General features: G+C 31.1%; 14 protein-coding genes. 5 read left to right on the top strand and 9 right to left on the bottom strand.

Features of this window, described 5'->3' with window-relative positions; genetic code table 11:
* Positions 1 to 43: 43 nt before the first annotated feature.
* The 4 genes from ACREVU_RS15920 to ACREVU_RS15935 are packed head-to-tail and all read right to left on the bottom strand — an operon-like array spanning position 44 to position 6,341.
* Positions 44 to 1,057, bottom strand: a complete 1,014-nt coding sequence (locus tag ACREVU_RS15920) for an alpha-hydroxy-acid oxidizing protein (protein ID WP_431552590.1) — start codon at positions 1,055 to 1,057, stop codon at positions 44 to 46.
* A 22-nt stretch (positions 1,058 to 1,079) separates the two neighbouring features.
* Positions 1,080 to 1,538 (bottom strand): 2-thiouracil desulfurase family protein, encoded by a 459-nt coding sequence (locus ACREVU_RS15925; protein WP_431552591.1) that lies wholly within the window; start codon positions 1,536 to 1,538, stop codon positions 1,080 to 1,082.
* Between the two features lie 42 nt (positions 1,539 to 1,580).
* Positions 1,581 to 3,944 carry an endonuclease MutS2 gene (locus tag ACREVU_RS15930; protein ID WP_431552592.1) on the bottom strand — a complete coding sequence of 788 codons (2,364 nt, stop codon included), beginning with the start codon at positions 3,942 to 3,944 and terminating at the stop codon, positions 1,581 to 1,583.
* Positions 3,945 to 3,962: 18 nt separating this feature from the next.
* Positions 3,963 to 6,341, bottom strand: a complete 2,379-nt coding sequence (locus ACREVU_RS15935; RefSeq protein WP_431552593.1) for a U32 family peptidase — start codon at positions 6,339 to 6,341, stop codon at positions 3,963 to 3,965.
* Positions 6,342 to 6,647: 306 nt separating this feature from the next.
* Here ACREVU_RS15935 and ACREVU_RS15940 point away from each other — a divergent pair, with 306 nt between their 5' ends.
* Both ACREVU_RS15940 and ACREVU_RS15945 read left to right on the top strand, forming a co-directional pair.
* Positions 6,648 to 8,642, top strand: a complete 1,995-nt coding sequence (locus tag ACREVU_RS15940) for a GTP-binding protein (protein ID WP_431552594.1) — start codon at positions 6,648 to 6,650, stop codon at positions 8,640 to 8,642.
* A gap of 67 nt (positions 8,643 to 8,709) precedes the next feature.
* Positions 8,710 to 9,987 carry an FAD-dependent oxidoreductase gene (locus tag ACREVU_RS15945; protein WP_431552595.1) on the top strand — a complete coding sequence of 426 codons (1,278 nt, stop codon included), beginning with the start codon at positions 8,710 to 8,712 and terminating at the stop codon, positions 9,985 to 9,987.
* 629 nt (positions 9,988 to 10,616) lie between these two features.
* Here the strand turns inward: ACREVU_RS15945 and ACREVU_RS15950 are convergent.
* A complete protein-coding gene (locus tag ACREVU_RS15950; RefSeq protein ID WP_431552596.1) occupies positions 10,617 to 11,606 on the bottom strand; it encodes a glycosyltransferase family 4 protein in 990 nt (329 codons plus the stop codon).
* 251 nt (positions 11,607 to 11,857) lie between these two features.
* Here ACREVU_RS15950 and ACREVU_RS15955 point away from each other — a divergent pair, with 251 nt between their 5' ends.
* Positions 11,858 to 12,217, top strand: coding sequence for a hypothetical protein (locus ACREVU_RS15955; protein WP_431552597.1), 360 nt, complete (start codon positions 11,858 to 11,860; stop codon positions 12,215 to 12,217).
* 36 nt (positions 12,218 to 12,253) lie between these two features.
* Here ACREVU_RS15955 and ACREVU_RS15960 read toward each other — a convergent pair whose 3' ends face one another.
* Positions 12,254 to 13,267 (bottom strand): WG repeat-containing protein, encoded by a 1,014-nt coding sequence (locus ACREVU_RS15960; protein ID WP_431552598.1) that lies wholly within the window; start codon positions 13,265 to 13,267, stop codon positions 12,254 to 12,256.
* 488 nt (positions 13,268 to 13,755) lie between these two features.
* Between ACREVU_RS15960 and ACREVU_RS15965 the strand changes: the two genes are divergently transcribed.
* Positions 13,756 to 15,798 carry a methyl-accepting chemotaxis protein gene (locus ACREVU_RS15965; protein ID WP_431552599.1) on the top strand — a complete coding sequence of 681 codons (2,043 nt, stop codon included), beginning with the start codon at positions 13,756 to 13,758 and terminating at the stop codon, positions 15,796 to 15,798.
* A 118-nt stretch (positions 15,799 to 15,916) separates the two neighbouring features.
* On the opposite strand, the gene ACREVU_RS15970 is transcribed toward ACREVU_RS15965, so the two are convergent.
* From ACREVU_RS15970 to ACREVU_RS15980, 3 genes are all read right to left on the bottom strand, one after another.
* Positions 15,917 to 16,675, bottom strand: coding sequence for an exodeoxyribonuclease III (locus ACREVU_RS15970; protein WP_431552600.1), 759 nt, complete (start codon positions 16,673 to 16,675; stop codon positions 15,917 to 15,919).
* A gap of 221 nt (positions 16,676 to 16,896) precedes the next feature.
* On the bottom strand, positions 16,897 to 18,927 hold the full coding sequence (locus tag ACREVU_RS15975; protein WP_431552601.1) for a methyl-accepting chemotaxis protein: 2,031 nt from the start codon (positions 18,925 to 18,927) through the stop codon (positions 16,897 to 16,899).
* A gap of 99 nt (positions 18,928 to 19,026) precedes the next feature.
* Positions 19,027 to 19,941 (bottom strand): DUF4349 domain-containing protein, encoded by a 915-nt coding sequence (locus tag ACREVU_RS15980; protein WP_431552602.1) that lies wholly within the window; start codon positions 19,939 to 19,941, stop codon positions 19,027 to 19,029.
* Between the two features lie 528 nt (positions 19,942 to 20,469).
* On the opposite strand from ACREVU_RS15980, the gene ACREVU_RS15985 reads away from it, so the two are divergent.
* Complete coding sequence (locus ACREVU_RS15985) at positions 20,470 to 21,294, top strand: MBL fold metallo-hydrolase (RefSeq protein WP_431552603.1); 825 nt, start codon at positions 20,470 to 20,472, stop codon at positions 21,292 to 21,294.
* The last annotated feature ends 55 nt before the right edge of the window (positions 21,295 to 21,349 follow it).

A 21,349-nucleotide genomic window follows, 5' to 3' on the forward strand; every position in this document is an offset into this window, starting at 1 on the left:
AATCAAAAAAAGCCACAATATTTCTGTGACTTCTTTCAAACTTTTAATATAAAATTCTATTATTTACATGTTTTATGGATTTGCATCCTGTAAGTACCATTGCTGATTTTAATTCACTTTTAAGGTAATCAATGTAAGATTTTACTCCTTCTGCCTTACCTCCAAAAGAAGCTGTTACAAATGGTCTACCAATAAGAACTGCATCTGCACCTAGTGCTAACATTTTAAGTATATCTGGTCCACTTCGGACTCCGCCATCAGCTAAAATAATTACTTTTCCCTGGACAGCCTGAGAAATTTCCTTAAGAACGTCTGCAACACCAGGAGTTTGATCAAGCACTCTTCCTCCGTGATTTGACACAACAATGGCAGCTACCCCTGCATCCACTGCAAGTTTTGCTTCATCAGGCGTCATTATCCCCTTGAGAATAAATGGAAGCTTTGTAGACTTAACAATTTCTTTAATCTCCTCTACATTTTTAGGCATAACTGGCTTGCCATGAAGCGCCAATGTAATAAGTCCACAAGCATCTATATCCATACCTATAGCAAATGCACCTGCCTTTTCTGCTAATTTAATTTTTTCTATAACATTTGCATTTTCCCATGGCTTTATGATTGCAATGCCATTTCCACCTTGTTTTTCTAGTTCCGCCAGGTTAGTTGTAAAAAATGAATCTACAGCAGTATCACCTACCATAGGGAAAATTCCTCCATCTAAACATCCACTTATAACCCAAGATATATACTCTTCTTCACTAAATTTTCCACCCATATTTAAAGTAGTTCCAGATACGGGTGCAGCGAACACGGGCATATCCATTTTTCGCCCAAATAGCTCTATAGAAGTATCGGGATCTTTTGCATCATGGATAGTTCTCATATTAAGTTTATAAGCATCTAATGCCTCTATATTAATTTTAAAGGCATCTCCAGTTCCTTTTCCACCCATTCCAGGCACCTCGCCTGCACAAGCCACTCCATTACATATAGGACAAACTCTACAGCTTTTGTTTAAATTTTCTTTAGCTTCTTTTAAAACATCTTTATAATTCATTTATTTCCCCCTTAGTTATAATCTAAATGTCCAAATCATCTAAATTATCTTCTGTAAAAACTTTTATGCCTTTGGTTAATAATAATTCTGCTGTAACTCCATTGCCGGGTCTTTTAGTTCCACTAAAAGTTCCATCGTATATTTGGGACACTCCACAAGAAGGACTTCTTGACTTTAAGATAGCTATACTGGCCCCTACTGCCTCTGCAATCTTAAGTGTTTCATAAGCACCTTTTATAAACTCCGAAGTCACATCGTCATCTTTTGGGCCCAAAGTTCTAGCTTTGCCCATTAGCACATCTGCCCCATTACCATTTACAATTTCATGAGGAGCCCTTGGAGTTTGCTGTCCACCTAGTTGCTCCGGACAAACAGGTATTGCTTTTCCACCTTTTAATAATTTAAGTACACGTGCATCTAAATTATTACCACCATTATACTTACAGTTAATTCCACATAAACAAGCACTTACAATAATCATAGTTTCACCATCCTTTATTAAGGCATGTAAATTAACTCCATGCTATTTAAGTTCTACCATAGTAACTCCACTACCACCTTCACCATAATTCCCTAGTCTATAGGCTTTAGCATGACCATGCCTCTTTAACATATCCGTAATAGTGTTTCTTAAAACTCCCGTGCCTTTACCATGAATAATAGTGACTTCTTTAAGTCCTGCTACATAAGCCTCATCTAAATATTTATCAACAGTATATATGGCCTCTTGCGCGTCCATACCTCTTAAATCAACGGAAGTTGGTACATTTTTTAAATTTAGCTTAAGTTCTCTTCTATTAATCTTTGCCTTTTTCTTTTCTTCTTGCGTAATCTTGGATTTACGCAGATCATCTACTTTAACATTTATCTTCATAATACCAGCTTGAACTTGTACTTCACCTCTACTATCGGGTTTTGAAATTACAATAACCTTTTGGTTAAGAGAAGGTAAATATACTTCTTCACCCTCCTTTACATTTTTAAGTTTTTCCCCAAGTTCTTCTTCATTTTTCTGAACATGTTTATCTAAGCTTTCAAGTTTATCTTTGATTTTCGTTCTTTCCTGTTCAAGCATTTGTCTTGCTTCAGATGGATATCCCAATTTTTCTAGTTCTCTCATATTTTTAAGAATAACATCAGATTCTTCCTTAGCATTTCTTATTAACCTTTTTGCTTCTCTCTGAGCTTCATACATAGCATTTTCTCTGATGTTTTCCATTTTATATAATTTTTCCTGATATTTATCTTTTAACTTACTAGCTTCTAGTTTTAAAACCTCTGCCATCCTAGCATCACTTTCTGCTTTTATGCTCTTTTCTTGTAAACTTTGAACTAATTCTTCAAACTCTAAGGTTTCACTAGAAATGTTTTCTTTTGCACTTTTAATAATATAATCAGGTAATCCAAGTCTCTTAGAAATTTCAAAAGCATTGGATTTACCGGGCACTCCAATTATTAACCTATAGGTAGGACTTAGTGTGTCTACATTAAATTCTACAGAAGCATTCTCCACCCCTGTGGTTTTTAGTGCATATCCCTTTAACTCACTATAATGTGTTGTTGCTACTACTTTTGTACCTCTTGCTCTTAAATTTTCTAGAATTGATACAGCAAGTGCTGCTCCCTCTGTAGGATCTGTTCCTGCTCCTAATTCATCAAATAAAGCCAATGTTTTTTTATCTGCTTTTTCAATTATATTCACTATATTTGTCATATGAGAAGAAAAAGTAGATAAGCTTTGTTCTATACTTTGCTCATCACCTATATCTGCGAAAATTTCATTGAAAAAGCTTACCATTGATCCATCTCTAGCAGGAATTAAAATTCCACTCATAGCCATTAACTGAATTAAACCTACAGTTTTTAAAGTTACTGTTTTACCTCCAGTATTAGGTCCTGTTATTACAAGTGAGGTAAAACCTCTTCCTAAGTAAATATTACTTGGCACTACTACTTTAGGGTCTATTAAAGGATGCCGTGCCTCAATTATATCTATTATTCCCTCGTCATTAACACTGGGAATAACAGCATTAATTTCTATTGCATACCTTGCCTTTGCAAAAATAAAATCTAATTCCCATACTATATTTGCATTGCTATCAACAATATTTATATTCTCGTATACCTTATATGATAATTCAGCTAAGATTCTTTCGACTTCAGCTTTTTCTTTTAACATAATTTCTTTGATCTCGTTATTTAAATTAACTAAACTCATTGGCTCAATGAATAGTGTAGCACCAGAGGAACTTTGATCATGCACAATACCTGGAACACTACTTTTATGTTCTATTTTAACAGGGATTACATATCTATCTCCCCTTATAGTATAAAGACTCTCTTGAAGATATTTTGCATTTGATCTAACTAATGAATTAACCTTTTCTTTTACGGAGGCATTCTTTTCTTTTAATGATCTTCTTAGCTTAAATAGCAAACTACTAGCCCTATCAGAAATTTCTTCATCACTTATTATAGCTATGAAAATTTCATCTTCTAGTTTTTTTATTGGAACAATTCCAATACATATATCTTCTAAAACTCTATAAGTTTCTGCCCCTTTGTTGCCTACATAATTTTGAAATAATCTAGCACACCTAAGCATTTGAGCTATTTGAAGCAGCTGTGTGGGCATAAGTGAAGCACCTTTAGATGCCCTACTTATAGCATCTCTCACGTCATATATTCCCTCAAATGGTGCACTTCCTTTTTTTGATAAAAGAAGTAGTGCCTCATTAGTTTCTTGTAGGTGTTCTTTTACTTCATAAAGATTAGTATATGGCTCTAAATTCTCTATAATATCCTTACCAGCTGTAGTATGGGTATATTCTTTTATTTTGTCCTTAATTTTAAAATATTCTAAAACTCTTAATGATTTTTTATTCACGATTTCACCGTCTTTCCTTTATTCCACGCCTCTTTTATAGTGACCCCTAGTATAATTTTTAAAATCTGCACTCCAAGTTCTTTTAACGTAATTCCTAAGAACCTCTAGTGTTTCTTCATAATTTTCATGGATAAAATCCAATCTAAAACAAGAAATATTATTTTTTATTATTTCTGTCATATTAGAAATCAAATTTACTGGCACATTATTGTATATATAACTTCTACAATATTTGTCAGTATTAATTCTAAATTCTTCGCCCATTCTATCTTTAAGTGTATAACATCCATTAGTACATTTCTCAATACACCCACTATTATTATCTTTATTACCAAAAACACTTCCTATAGCACAGTATTCACTAACCATAAGTTCATATTTCCCATAGACCATAATTTGCAGTGGCAATGAACTTTTAGCCCCTATTTCTTTAATTTCCTTTTGATTTAATTCAGCACTAATACATGTTCCAGTAAGGAAATCCTTGTAAAAATCGCCTGCATAACTATTAAAAATATTTAACTTATAATCTCCAATTATACTTATTTTTTTGCTGAATCTACTGATTATCCCTAAATTAGCTGTAATAATACCTTTTATGCTACCTAAGTTATTTTCAATAAATTCACAAACACTTTCAAATTCACCTTTGATAATATTAGGTACTTTCAGATAAATATTTACATCATACTTATTAAGGCTAATATTACACTCTCTCATAAATGGGTTAATTGCAATATTATCAAAACCCATTTCCATTACTGCTCTTAGCTGCTGCTCATTACTTACATATATAAGTGTTTCTGGTATAATGTTATTTTGCTTTGCCACACTTTCTATAAAGTTATTTTCCACTTGTATACTCTTTTTTTTCTCATAATTAATCTGTTTACTATTTTTTTCTCTTTTATACTTTCCTATTATATAATTTTGAATATTATCTGTTAATTCTCGCCTTACTGAATTTAATGCAGCCATTGGCAGGAAGCCATCTTCAAAACTTTCAAAATTCACTTCATTTATCTTGAAAGGAGTGTCACCTGTCTTAGATAGATTTTTAATAATACGTTCTCTATCTAATGGTTTATTTACAGCTGCTTGAACAATCTCTCCAACAGCATAGAAGTCCTCTCCCATGTAACTAGCATTTATATATAGTGGATTATTTACACTAAATTCTATTGAAAGATTTAATTCTATTTTCCTCTTAAATGCATCAATATAAGTTTTCGAAAGCTCATTCATGAGTTCAGCATCAGAAATTTTATATAAAAGGTCTCCAGCTTTATATTTAGTTGGTTTTAATAAAACCCTATCTCCCCTTACTGCCTTTTGAACCTCTATTCCCTTCGCAATAATTTTTGATATGACAAACCCGTCATCACCAAACATTATACCATCTTTTAATTCTACTTTTTCTAAGAGATTCACTGACAAATCAGAGGCAACTTTTCCTATTGGAAGTCCACAATTCTTTGGAATCTTATATGCCATCATATCTTTCCCACTATTTCCATATAAATATGCCTTTGAGAACCCTTCTCTATTAAATAATTGAGTTAAGACTTTAGTATCTCCCTCTAAATTTTGCACTTTATTGTTATAAGTATTATCCAGTGCTCGTCTATATATATCCACCACACCTGAAACATACTCTGGTTTTTTCATTCTTCCTTCAATTTTCAATGAAGAAGTACCTGTTCCCACTATGTCTTTTAAGTTATCTAGAGTACAAAGATCTTTAGGACTTAAAATGTATGCCTTATGCTCCCTGTTAGTGTTTTTATCTATTAGCGTATAAGGTAATCTACATGGCTGGGCACATCTACCTCTATTTCCACTTCTACCTCCTATAATACTACTCATAAGGCACTGCCCTGAATAACATATACATAGTGCTCCATGAACAAAAACTTCTGTTTCAACTTTTAAAGTATTAGATATGTAATCAATTTCTTTTAAACTAAGTTCTCTTGAAAGAACTATCCTAATAAATCCCATGTTTTTTAAAAACAAGGCACCTTCACCATTATGTACTGTCATTTGTGTAGATGCATGAAGCTCAAAATCCGGAAAATTATTTCTTATTAAATAAATAAGTCCTGTATCTTGAACTATAAGTGCATCTACTCCAATGCTATATAAAAATCCTACATACTCCATAATTTCTTTTATTTCATTATCTTTTACTAAGGTATTCAAAGTAACATATACGCGAACTCCATATAAGTGGCAATAATCTACTGCGCGAGTAATATTATCATTGTCAAAATTAAACGCATAGGCTCTTGCTGAGAATTTGCTTCCTCCTATATAAACTGCGTTTGCGCCCATTTGTACCGCTGCAGTTACGCTTTCCATACTTCCAGCAGGGGCTAGTAATTCAATTTTATCCATTTACATCTCTCCTAATAAGTGTTCTATGTCTCATTATACAATAAAAGTTGTAATAAATTAAGTTATTATATTATTTTATATTAAAATTACTCATATTTCACACTCATATACACAAGAACAAAGTGCCACCCACGTGGCAAGTGGCAAAATTGACAAGCTCTAGTGTATAAATATTATCCACTTCCGTAAGCTGTTTCCTATACAATAAAAAAGTAAAAAAATTATCCACATTGCTTTCCGCAACCTGTTTCCTATATAATAGAAATAATAGAAATAACAAAAAATTTGTTTAATGGAGATATAAAAATGACAGTAAAGAATAGTATTAGAAATATTGGAATAGTTGCCCATGTAGATGCTGGAAAAACAACTTTGACTGAACAATTACTTTATCAAAGTGGCTCTAGTAGAATCTTAGGCAGTGTAGATAAAGGTACAACCCATACAGATTCTTTAGATATTGAAAAGCAACGAGGTATTTCAGTAAAAGCTGCTGAAATTGACCTTATTTATAAAGAAATTAATATCCATGTTATAGATACTCCTGGGCATATTGATTTCAGCTCAGAAGTGGAGAGAAGTATAGGTGTTCTAGATGGAGCTATAGTTGTATTGTCCTGCGTAGAAGGAGTGCAACCTCAAACAGAGGTATACTTTAATGCTTTAAAGGACTCAAATACCCCCTCAATATTCTTTATAAATAAACTAGATCGTATAGGCGCCACGCCTTCTAAGACTATCATGGATATGAAAAAGCTTCTAACAAAGAATCTTATACCACTACAACTCGTCTATGAAAAAAATAACGAGTTTATTGTATGCAATTTATTTGATAAGATAAATTTTGCAAAAAATATTTCAGAAATAAAAGAGCCCACTCACAAACAATTACTTGAAGATATAATCGATATACTAGGTAATTACAACGAAAATTTTTTAGAGCAATTCTTCCAAGGTACTTTAACCCTAGGCATAATAAGTGACGAGATAGCCCTGCAAGCAATTAAAGGCAAAATCTATCCTGTTCTTTATGGCACTGCACTAAGAGGTGAAGGAATTCAGGAGCTTCTAGACGGCATTATAGATTATATTCCAGGTCCAAAAAATCTAGATAATTGTGAGCTCTCGGCACTAGTATATAAAATTTCCCATAATAAAACTTCAGGCAAAATAGCTCATATAAAAATTTTTAGTGGATCCCTGTCTACTAGAGATGATATTTTTAATGTAACCACCGGCAAAAGTGAAAAAATTACAATGATAAAAAAACTGATTAATCAAAAACAAATTGATGTACCCTCAGCTAGCAGTGGTGATTTGGTAATGGTGAGTGGTCTCAATTGTAGTACCTACGATATCCTTGGAAGCAAAACTCATATTCCAAGTCTTAAAGCAATTACAACCCCACTTCTTACATTAAGAATTTTTCCAAAAATTCAAGAAGAGTACACAGCCTTAGTTGAAGCTTTAACATTACTACAAGAAGAAGACCCCCTTCTTAATATGCAATGGATAAAAGAAAAAAAGGAACTTCATCTTCGGATTATGGGTAAAATACAAATTGAATATATTGAAACTATTTTAATGGAAAAATTCAACCTAGAGGTAACCTTTGGTCCACCATCTGTTATCTACAAAGAAACTCCTTTATCAAGCGGATATGGTGAGTCTCGTTATACTATGCCAAAACCCTGCTGGGCTGTAGTCGAATTTTTAATTGAGCCACTGCCAATAGGAACTGGTCTTATCTATGAATCTAAGGTGAGAACTGAAAAAGTAAAGTTAAAGTATCAAAGAGAAATAGAAGATAATATAGATCAAATTCTAAGTCAAGGCATATACGGTTGGCCAGTAACAGATTTAAAGATAACTTTCACATGCGGTGAAGACCACGTTATGCATTCACGCTCAGGAGACTTTGCCACCTCTGCAGCCATGGGCATCATGAGAGGTCTAAATGAAATAGGCACTACACTCCTCGAGCCAATAATTAAGTTTAGAATTACCGTTCCTGAGAATGTAGGTGGACGAGTTTTAAATGATATTATAAAAATGCGTGGTAGCTTTGACACTCCATTTATACACAATGGTTCTTTTACTATAGAAGGAAAAATGCCTGTATCCACATCTCTTGAATATCCAGGAGAATTAGGAAAGATTTCCTCAGGCAAAGGAATAATGTCAACAGGATTTTCGAATTATGAGCCTTGCTGCTTAGAACTAGGATCCATAAGAGAAAGAATTGGTGTTAATCCTTTAGATAGAGCTAAATATATACTTTATGTAAGGAATGCAATATAAAAAAGAATAATTAACTTCCAATAACATATCATTTAAATGGTAGCAATTTGTGAAAGGTGAAATTAATTTGAAAGTTATAATTATTGGTGGAGGCTGGTCTGGCTGCGCTGCTGCAATTACTGCAAAAAAAGCAGGAGCCCAGGTGGAACTATACGAAAGAACCGATTTACTTTTAGGTCTTGGAAATGTTGGAGGAATAATGAGAAACAATGGAAGATATACAGCTGCTGAGGAACTAATAAATTTAGGAGCTAAGGAACTATTTCTTATAACTGACGCTAATAGTAAACATAAAAACCTAGACTTTCCTCACCACAAGCATTCTTCTTTATATGATGTAGGAAAAATCGAACCAGAAGTATCAAAATTATTATTAAATATGGGCATTGAGGTAAAGCTTAGATCTAGGATAGTAAATGTAGAAAAAAAAGAAGACAGTATAAAATCAATTAAACTTTATGATGGCAGTTATGTAGAGGGTGATGTTTTTATTGATTGTACTGGTTCTACAGGTGGAATGGCAAATTGTTTGAAATATGGCAATGGCTGCGTTATGTGTATTCTAAGATGCCCTACCTTCGGGTCTAGAGTTAGTATAAGTGAAAAAGCAGGGATTAAAGATATAATCTCAGAAAGAGATGATGGAAGCATAGGTGCCTTTAGCGGTTCTTGTGAAATACCCAAAGATTGCCTGTCAGATGAAATTATAGCTGAGCTAGATAAAAATGGAGTAGTGATACTAAAGACCCCTCCAGAAGACATTAATTCTAGTAAGTTAAATTTAAAAGTATGCCAACAATATAATTACAGTGAATTCGCTGAAAATGTAATTCTGCTTGATACTGGGCATATAAAGCTTATGACACCATATTATCCCTTAGATAAATTAAGAAAAATAAAAGGACTTGAAAGAGTTAGATTTATGGATCCCTACTCAGGTGGTATAGGTAATTCTATTAGATATTTAGCCGCTGCACCTAGAGGAAATGATATGAAGGTAACTGGAATAAAAAATTTATTTTGTGCAGGTGAAAAATCCGGATTTTTTGTTGGCCATACTGAAGCAATTTGTACCGGCTCCTTAGCTGGTCATAATGCAGTTAGGTTTTTATTAAATCTTGAACCTCTTGTACTTCCAAATACCCTATGTACTGGAGACATTATTTCATACTCTAATTACTTATTATCCACTGAAGGCGGAAAAAAAGTTAAACTTTCTTTTTCAGGCTCTGAATACTTAGATAGAATGGAGCAATTAGGCTTATATTCTATAGATAACGAAGAAATTAAAAATAGAGTTAAAGATTCAGGTTTAGAAAACATCTTCGACAAGCAGCTAATTTAATCACATATGTTAAATGAAGAAACTTAATATCCCAATTATAAGAAAACACCTTATACAAAACTTATAAGGTGTTTTCTTGATAATAAAGATATAATCAAAAGCAAAAATATTATAATCAATAGTACAATTATTTTTGTGGATACAATAACTGTAACTCACAAATGTAGCTAATTAATTTTTAGATATTTTTGTACCCAATACTTGAATCTTCTAATTTAGCCCCTAAACAATTATCAATTGTTTAGTTCCCTAGATAACACTCTTCATTGGAAACTAATCCCCCTCTAAAGTCGTTAATATTACATCCCAAAAGTGATTATTTAATTAACTACATAAATAATAGTATTTATAAACATTATTATAATAATTTTCATTTTTAGATATTTTTTCTTATATTATGCTAACAAAAGTATATATTGCGCAGAATGCTTTGAATAAGCCTTAGTAATTCAAAATTTATTTTATTTGTAGATGCGTTAAGAAACCCGCATGTTTGAGCGAAGCGAGTTTGCGGGTTTTAGCATCTGCAGATAAAATAAATTTTAGAATTACTTGGCGAAATGAAAGCATTCCAGCAATATATACTTTTCGTTAAAGCATAATATAAGAAAAAACTTCGTAATAGTAGATTATTTTATAATTTCTAAATAGCTTTTATATAATTCATTTATCGATTTCTCCCAATTATAATTTTCATTCACATGATTTTTAAGCCTGTTATCCTTTCGTTTTTCAAATCCACTCTTTACCGCACTTAATATACTATTACTATCATATGGATCACAATATAGAGCCATATCTTTAAAATATTCACTTGCACAGCCCTCTTGCGTTGATACTATATTGCATCCACTTGCTGCTGCTTCTAGTGAGGATAAGCCAGGCATTTCTACAAAACTTGGATTAACATGTACTTTAGCAAATCTATAGGCATTATATACATTATAACTATCCATAAAGCCTAAATATATCACATTTTTAAAGTTAGTACATTTTCTAAGATACTCATTGTCATCTACACTTCCTATTAAAACTAACTGTTTCCCGAGTTTATTACATATGTTACATAATTCAAGTTGATTTTTACCCTCACAAATTCTCCCCACGCATAAAACATAGTTATTTAGGTTATATCTCTCTGGAAAATTATATAATGGTATGTCTTCATTTTCTACTTGTACTCCACTATATATAACTCTATAATCCGTATTTACACTAAATTCACTTTGAATAAGATTCTTTTCTAATTCGCTATTGCAAAATACAACTTTACTTCTTTTTAAAATTTCATTTTTGTAAATACTACATCTTTCATATAATTTCATACTTTCAATTTTATTATTTATCCTATGATACTTTTTCATATCCCAGTGCATGGGAGATATTACTAGATTTTTCTTATAAAAATGAGCGATCTTATAGTATCTATATGTTTCTCCTGTAGTAGCAATATTAAATAAATGTACTATATCATAATCAGAATAGTCATATATGCCACCATCATTTATATCCACAGTTACACCTAATTTTCGTAGGTATTCAGCTGTCTTAATTACCTGCATAGAATCTCCTGCAAAATTTCTATAATAATCTTGTCTAATACACAATAGAACTTTCATGGCACAAATCCCCCTATAGTTTGCTACTTTTACCATATAACTATGCTAAGTTATGTTTATTTATAACATTTCACTAAACATAATATTAGTTTTATTTATTTTGTTTTATTTATATACTATTAATTTATATTGTAAAAGTTCCTACCTACCTATATAAATTTCAATATAATATTTACAATTTCATGTATATCCACAGATAGTCTCAGCATATTTATATTATATATACTAAGTTATGTCATAAGGAGATTAATATGATTATTAATAATGAAGAAATAACCACATTAAAAGCTAAGATAACAGAGCATGAACAAGAAATTATTCAAAACCATAAAACATTAGAGCTTAACAAATCAGAAATAACTTTTCTCCAAATAAAAATTTCTGAGAAAGATAAAATTATAAATTTCTTGGAAAATAGAGTAGACGAGCTTACTATAATAAATAAAAACTATGAAGATCAATTTGTTTTACAAAGCAAAAAGGTAATATCTTATTTAGAAAAAATAAAACAATTACAAAATAACCTACGCACATTAGAAACAAGCCTTGAAGATGATACAATGAGTGCTAACACTTCCATATTAAAACGTATTTTTAAAAACATTAACTAAGGCATCTATAATATATAGATGCCTTACTGTAGAATATTAGGATTGCATTTTCCAAATGTACTCCCCTAATTTATTAATATATCCGATTTTTTTTCCAACTTCAACTCTTGCCATTCCATCAAGAAATTCATAGGCTTCTTCAAAAAACGGCTCTATAACTATTTCTCCTGTACAATCTACATAACCCCACTTTTCTCCTACTTGAACCGCCATTAAACCTTCACTCATAATATCCACATCTTCAAACGTAGTCGGTATTATAATACTGCCATTCTTATCAATACAACCATACTTTTCATTTTCTGAAATTGCAGCCGTACCATTATAGAATCTATCTGCCCATTGAAAGGTCGGTTTTATAATAAATTCGCCCTTACCATCTATAAAACCATATTTTCCTCTCATTTCAATTGGTGCTAATCCCTCATTATACTCCCCTGCTACATTATATCGAAGTGGTATAATCACTCCTCCACTCTTATTTATATAGCCATATTTCCCTTTAGCACAAACAGGTGCTATGCCGTCATTAAATCCATAAGCATAATCATAAATTGCATCTATTATAACTTTACCGTCTTTGTCTATGTATGCTATTTTACCTCCTATTTGCACTGCTGCTAAGCCTTCACTATAATCACTAGCATCTAAAAAATTCATTGGCACTACTTCCTTACCTTTAGCATCTATATATCCCCACATATATCCACTTTTTACTGCAGCTCTTCCTTCAATAAAAAAATTAGCTTCTTCATATTTAGGCTCAACTATAACTTTCCCAAGTAAATCAATATAACCTTTCATACCTTCTAATTTTATTGCTGCTAACCCTTCACTAAACTGTTGCACTTCGTCATAGACTAATTCTATTTCAACTTCTCCAGCTTTATTAATAAAGCCATACTTTTCATCTTTACCTACTATTGCTAATTCGCCTTCGAATTCCTCAGCATAATCAAATTGAGGTTCTATAACAACATTACCTTCTTTATTTATGTAACCATGTTTCTTTTTTATCTTCACTGGGTATAATTTTTTCTCATTATTCATAATTCTCTCGGCTGATGACTCATAACTTCATTTATGAGAATAATATCCCTTGTTGCAAGGACATTCTAATAATCAGCCTATCTCCTTTCTTATAATAATTTTTTTTGCCTATAATTATTATACACTAAAATGTTTTAGATTTATTCTATATTCTTTCTTTAATGATTTATTTAACAGTTTATTTAATGATTTATTTAAATGCATTAAATATTATTGTAATATTTTTCAATCTATCAGTTAATATGTCGCATGAAATATAAGAAAACATAGTTATTTTTATTGTATTATACAATATTATGTATTATATTGTATAAGTATTATTTAAATATAGTTACCCAGTGACATAGAATCAATTTAATTATTATAGAAAACCATTGTGTTTTTCAACTTATTAAATTGAGTTTTATTAATTAAAATACTATGTTTATATACTCAAAGTTTGAAATAATTCGATTAATGTAAAAAAAAACAAGGGGGAACAATTTATTATGAAAACTAAAACTAAAACTAAAGCTAAAACAAAATTTAATCACCTATCTTTGAAGGTAAAAATAGTAACCTCTTCACTATTAGTACTTCTTACAACCTTACTTATTTTTTGCATTATTATGGTATCAATTGTAAAAAGCAAAATGGAACTCCAAATGAAAACAGACGGAGACATAATTGTTAATCAAATTCAGCAAAGACTTGTTTCAAATAAAGCTGTTTCAAAAGAGCTGGATACTCTACTAGGCGAAAAAATTATCAGTTCATCCTATATTATTGGTACAACATCTAACATCACAAATGAATATCTTACAAAAATATCAAAAGAATTAAAAATCGAGGAAATTAATGTAGCTAATGCCAATGGAGTCATTATATTCTCTAATATGCCAGCTAATTTAAAATATGTATATGCAAAAGACAGTGCATCTCAAAAAATGTTGAAAGAAAAAAATACACGAGTACTTGAAGCCATCCGCCCAAGCGGAAATTCAAAAGACAATTATTTCAAATATGGTGCCGTTGCTATGAGTAATGGTGGATTTATTCAAATTGGAATTGATGCGAATAAAGTTAATGCTATTCTTAACTCTGTAAGTCCGCAAGCCCTTATTGATGAAATAGGCAATGATAAAAGCATAGCCTACGGTTTAACTATATCAAAGGATTTAAAAGTACTTACACACACTGATAAGGCTAGAATAGGTAATACATTAAAAGATACAGGAAGTATATCTGCTGCCGTAAATGGCAAAGCATATAATTCTACTTTTATGTATAAAGATGTGGAAAAAGTTTATGATGTATTAATTCCACTTTATGAAGATGAAAAACATATAGGTGCTGTAGATATAGCTCTTTCTATGGAAAATGTTGATTCTGCTGTTGCTTCTGTATTAACAAGTTCTTTTTTAATTACACTAATTTCATTTTTATTAGGTTCATTAATACTATTATTGTTAGTATCAAAATTTATTAATCCATTAAAAAAATTAGTAATCCTTGCCAAAGATGTTTCTAATGGAGACTTAACAAAAGAGATTGAAATAAAATCTAACGATGAAATAGGCCTTTTAGGAATAAGCTTTAATGAAATGATTGTTAATCTTCGTGGTATGACTAAACAAATTAGTAATATTTCTGACCTACTGTTATCTTCTGCTGACCAACTTTTAAACTCAGGTGAGCAAAGCTCCATGGTTTCAAATCAAATTGCTATGGCAGCGCAGGAGTTAGCTTCTGGTTCAGAAAAACAATTTATCGCCACTGAAGATATTTCAAAAAACACTAAAGAGATTGTAAATAATATGGATACCATTAAAGAAGAAATATGTGCGGTTGTCCAAACTACAGATGAAACAAGTACTCTAGCTAATGATGGACGAAGTAAAATGAATGATCTTATAATTCAAATAAAAGTTATAAAAAGCAAAGTAGATTACTCTGCTTCAATAATACAAACCCTTCAAAAAACTTCAGATGAAATTGGAAATATTGTGGCTTTTATAGACACTATCGCTTCTCAAACCAATTTACTAGCACTAAATGCATCGATTGAGGCTGCAAGAGCGGGTGAGTCAGGTAGAGGTTTCTCTGTAGTTGCCGATGAGGTAAGAAAACTAGCTGAGGAAACCATGGACTCCTCCAGTAGCATAAAAAAACTTATACAAAGTACTCAACAAAATACTAAAACTGCACTATCCTCTATCGAAGAAGGAAGTACAGAAACGCAAAAGGGCACAATCAATGTACAAAATGTTGACAATGCACTTACTAAAATTCTTGAAGCCTTTGACCTCACTAAAAACAAGTTAAGTATTGTAACAAAAAACATACTATATTCAAATGAAATTATTGAAAATCTAGCAATGAATTCTGAGAACATAACTAGACTTTCAGAGGAAAGCGCTGCTGCTACAGAGCAGGTTGCCGCATCTATCCAGGAGCAATCAACTACTATTGATGAAATGTCAATTTCAATTAGGCAACTAAGAGAAATGGCTAAGGATCTTGAAAATAGCATTAAAATTTTCAAAGTATAATATATTTTCTCTTTACAATCCCAAAAAAATATTTTTTAATTAAGAATCTCCCTTTAAAAAAGAGTATTTGCAGACAATGCATCTGCAAACTCTACTTTAAATGGAGATTTATTTATTTCTATAAAATAATGCACACAGGACAATGATCCGATCCAATAACATCATTTAAAATGTCAGCTTCCTTTATTTTACTGATTAAATCCTCAGTTACAAAGAAATAATCAATTCTCCATCCTACATTTTTTTCTCTAGCCTTAAACCTATAACTCCACCAAGAATATTTTTCTTCTTCTTCATGTAGATATCTGAAAGTATCAACATAACCAAAGGATATAAATTTATCCATCCAAGCTCTTTCTATTGGTAAGAACCCTGAATACTTTTCGTTTGCCTTTGGATTTTTCAAATCAATTGCAGTATGGGCAGTATTATAATCCCCACAAATAATCAACTTTTTCCCTTTTTCCCTAAGTGCTTCACAGTAATCTAACAATGCATCGTAAAATTCCATTTTATACTTTAATCTAAATTCATCTTTCTGTCCATTTGGAAAATATATGTTTAAAAGTGTAAAATCTTCGAACTCGGTTATTACTATTCTACCTTCACTATCAAACCGCTCTATTCCAATACCATAAGTAACAGATATAGGTTTTTGCTTAGTGTATGTAGCTACCCCACTATAGCCTTTCTTTTCTGCACAAGAAAAATATGAGTAATATCCTTCTATATTCTTAAGCTCTTCACTTATTTGAACTTCTTGAATTTTTGTCTCTTGAAGACATAAAACATCTGGTTGCTCCTTAGTAACCCAATCGATAAACCCTTTACCTTTTATAGCTCTTATACCATTTACATTCCAGGAATAAATTTTCATAAAACACCCTCCTATAATATTTTTTTCATATATTACCAACCTATATATTTTTGATTTAATATTTTAAACCTCATAAATAAATATCTTACCACTAATATATCATACTATTAGATATTATAAAATTAACTATTGTAATTATTTCTTAACAACGAGTATTATAAGCTTATTAATAAAAGCACCTAGTTCAAAACGAACTAGATGCTTGCTATAATAAAATTTTATTATATTTTAAATTTACTAATACTTTCTCTTAAATTATCAGCAAGAGCATTTAATTTTTCTGCATCACCTACTATTTCTTCAAGTCCTGCAGCTTGCTGCTGCGTAGATGCACTTACCTCTTCTGATGTTGCCGCCGTCTCTTGTGACACAGATGATGCATTTTCTATCTTTTCACTTACCTTATCTTTATAATTATTTATTTCTTTTAGTGAATTATCTACACTATTCATATCATTTTGAAGTAATTCCATTGCGCATTCAATCTTCTTGAATGTATCATTAGTAATTTGAACACTTCTACCAGTTTTAGTGTCTAACTCTTTAGAATATATTATTTGCTCCAGCACACCATTAACACTTGTCCTTATTACGTTTATTACCTTATCAATTTCAGAAGCTGAAACCGAAGATTGCTCTGCAAGTTTTCTTACCTCATCTGCAACAACTGCAAAGCCTCTTCCTGCTTCTCCTGCTCTTGCTGCTTCTATACTAGCATTTAAGGCTAATAGATTTGTTTGCTCCGTTATTGCTTTTATAGTATCAGTTATTGCGCTAATTTTATTTGAATTTTCAGCTAAAATTTCTACCTTCTTAGCTACTTCATTATTAGCCACAGTGTTTTCCTCAAATACAGTTCTTAAATTATTAACAACAATAATGCCTTCCTCAGTGGATTGTTTAACCTCTAAGGATGCTTTAATCATATTTTTAGCATTAATAGTAGTTTTATTTACTTCTTCGCCTAAAGTAGTGGAATAATTAACACTCTCCTCTAAAATCTGAGACTGCTCATTTGCCCCTTGCGCAATTTGTTGAACTGCTCTTGCTACCTCATCTCCCACAGCATTTGATTCCTGAGTCGTAGCCGCTAAAGACTCTGCTGAATCCTTAACTTTATTTGAACTATCTACTACATTTCTTAAAACTATAACCATATCATCTATCATATTATTTACTGATTCAATAATTTGTTGTACTTCTAAACTAGCATTTTTATTTTGATCCACCCTTTGAGTAAAATCTCCATCCTTAATTTTTGCTAAAACTGCAATTAATTTTTCCATAGGCTTTGTTATTTTACCAGAAAATAATGTTCCTACGACAATTACAAATATAAGTGATAATATTAAAACTATAATTGGTATTGTTAATCCTTCTATTATCTTTGCTACTTGTTCAGCTATTGGGATAAATCCTACTATCGTTAAATTAGTTTTTGCATCTAGCTCCTTATAAATTAGATATTTTTTCCCATTTACATTCAATGTAAGTTTGTTTTCTTTAGAATCCATAATGTTTTTTATCCATGGTTCTTCTTTTGAATTTTTTCCTAATAAAGCTTTATCTTTATATGCCGTTATTGTTCCTTTGTTATCTAGTACTGCTAAATAACCATTTTCACCTAATTTAATATTCTCAACCATAGCAGATATTAATTCTAAGTCTACATCTATTCCAATTACACCTACAAGGTTACCTTTGAGGTCTTTAACTGACTTTGCGAAAGTCACTACATATTTTTTAGTGTCTGTATCCACATATGGATTAGTAGAAATTGCCTTGCCATCATTGCTAATTGCGTCTTTGTACCAGCTTGTTGAAGTTGGATCAAAAGTTGAAGGTAAGTCAACCTTAGGTTCTAGGTACATCTTCTTATCTGTAGTTCCAAGATATACGTGTAACATATCAGGATGAGTTTTTGCAAAGCCCTCAAAACTTTTTATTAACCATTGTGCAGAATCAGGATTTACCTTAACCATTGTTGCATTTGGATCATTTGATAACATATCTGTAGATTCAAAATTAGCTTTATATAATGAATCTATAGCCTCATTGACTCTCGATGTGCTTTGATTTGCATCGCTGTCAAATTCGCTCTTTAAATTCTTTGATAAACTGTAATATGTTCCCATAGAAACTAATAGTATAGGTATAATTGCAGCCACTATAAGCAATGTTATTATCTGGAAACTCAGTTTTTTTCCTTTCAGTTTTCTTGAATCATTTTTCTGGAACATTTTTTTTTTCATAAAATAACCACCTCTTCATCTTTTGGTATTATTATATATTTCGATTTATTTTTCTTATTCTTTAGTACTTATTTTATATTTTATTTCAAGGCTCTTATGTTAACCTTTTTTCCTATATTTATATATATATCTACCTATTAATAATATAATCGATAAAACAACTAGATAAGGTATCAATATAGATAAAACTACTACAAATCCTTTACTAAAATCAACTAGGGACTTCACTGAGGAGACAAACCCATTTGCAATTTTGTCTATAAACGACACATGATTTTCTTTAATTTTATGAACTTCAGTTATTTCTATATTTAATGTACAAAAGTCTATTAAGTTATCCCATTTTTTTAAATTGCCTGTTAAACTTTCAATTTCATATCTAACACTAGTTAATTCCTTTTCCAATACTATTATATCTTTGAGTTCACCGGTTTTCTTTAATAATTCTATTAATCTTTCCTCTTGAATAGTTAGTGATTTTAAATGAGCTTGAGTATCAAAGTATGCAGAGGTTACATCCTCCGTTGAAATTTGCTTACTTGTAATGCTCCCTAAGCTGCCAATATCTAATATAAAGCTGTCAAATTTCATCTTAGGAATCCTTAGTATAAATGTACCTCTTCTGCTTTGCTCGGATAACTTTGCCTCAATACCTGTACCTGATACATTAGAACTTTGCACATAAGCTCCCATACTACTCGTTTTACTTAAAATCTGCTTTACCGATACGTCAAAGTTTAGTGTTTCCATCTGTATTATTCCATTTCTTATTATCTTACCCTGGCCCTCTAAAGATGGGTTTAAATTATTCTTTGAATTGGTCTTTGTCTTAGCAGTTTCATTTGAAGTTGCAGTACCACTGTTTCCAAATCCACTATCCCCCTTTGAAACATCCTTGCTAGCCTTGTTTTCAATGCTTGAAGTTGATTTTTTAGCCCCACACCCAGAAGCTACAACACCAATTATTATCATTGACATTAGTATTGCTGCAATACTTTTAAACTTTCTTTTCATAAGATTCCGCGCCCCCTTTAAATTATACATATATAGATTATACGTAATATTTTTGTAAAAAGCCAAAGTTTCAAAAAATAAAAAAATGATTATATCACCCTTATGCATAATTATGAATATTAATATATTGAAGGGGGTACTTTATGTTTGACTTCTAGAGAAAAAACTGTCAGAAACAAAAAAATAATTTTATTGATACTCGAAGATAAGCCCTTTGAGTTTTAATAATTTTAAGTTTGCATTCCTCAAATATGTAAAGTATATATTAATTAACAAAATCATCTATTAACTATAATATCTTGCGATAGTTTTCTTTTCCTCAATGTCCAATAATGTCTCTATAGCAAATTTAAAAGCGCTATTCTGTTTAATTACAGCATAGTGCTTTTTTAAAATCTATTTATTATTTAACTCTTCATGTTTATAGTCAGTATAACTTTAGCATGTTGTGGTATAATTCTCTTAGACATTTTTTTAAAAAAATTTGAATTATACTGTAACAAAACAGTCAAAGTTAAGAGGTATAAAATGAGCTTTATTAAACTTACTAAAATCGTTGGATATATGTATCAATTGCATCGTAGAAACTTTAAGTTGTACTTTAAACATATTCTTACTCCATATTCCGAGCCCGTAGTAAAAAATTCTATCCATTGGGTGGGTCATGCCACTGTAGTTATTAATTTAAATGGAAAAATCATAGTAACTGACCCTGTAACCAGTATAAACCTTGGTCAACTAAAAAGATTAATTAGACCATCTTTAAACTTAGCTTCCCTTAATATTGATTATATAGTGCTGTCTCATGGCCATATGGATCATATGAATTACACTACTCTAATTAAACTGAATAAAAGTGCCATAGTTATTGCTCCTCAAAATTTAAAGTTTCCTTTAAAAATTTTAGGATTCAAGAAAGTAATTCTTCTAAAGGCAGGGGAAATATACAGTGATAATTACGTAAAAATAAAAGCTTTAAAAGCAAATCATGATGGCAGAAGATATCCTTGGGGCACTAAAGTTGATAGTAATTCCTATATAATTGAAAACACTGTAAAGAAAATTTTTTTTGCAGGTGACACTGCTTATACTGATATATACAAAGATTTCATGGCAGATATTGCTATTATGCCTGTAGGGTGTTATAAGCCCGATGAGTTTATAGAGATGCATTGCTCTCCCGAGCAAAGTTTCAAAATGTTTAAGATGACAAAATCTAAATTTATGATTCCAATTCATTATAAAACCTATATTTTAGCTCAAGATGATGATGAGGTTACCTGTGATACACTAAAAAGAATAAATGATGGAAGCATAAAAATTATTGATATCGGTCAAACTGTAAAATTTTAAGCAAAAAACTGCCCATGGGTAGAATTAATCCATGGACAGAATTTTAATAAAAAAT

It is taken from the genome of Clostridium sp. (genome assembly GCF_050717535.1).
In the GTDB taxonomy this organism is placed as follows: Bacteria; Bacillota; Clostridia; order Clostridiales; family Clostridiaceae; genus Clostridium_AD.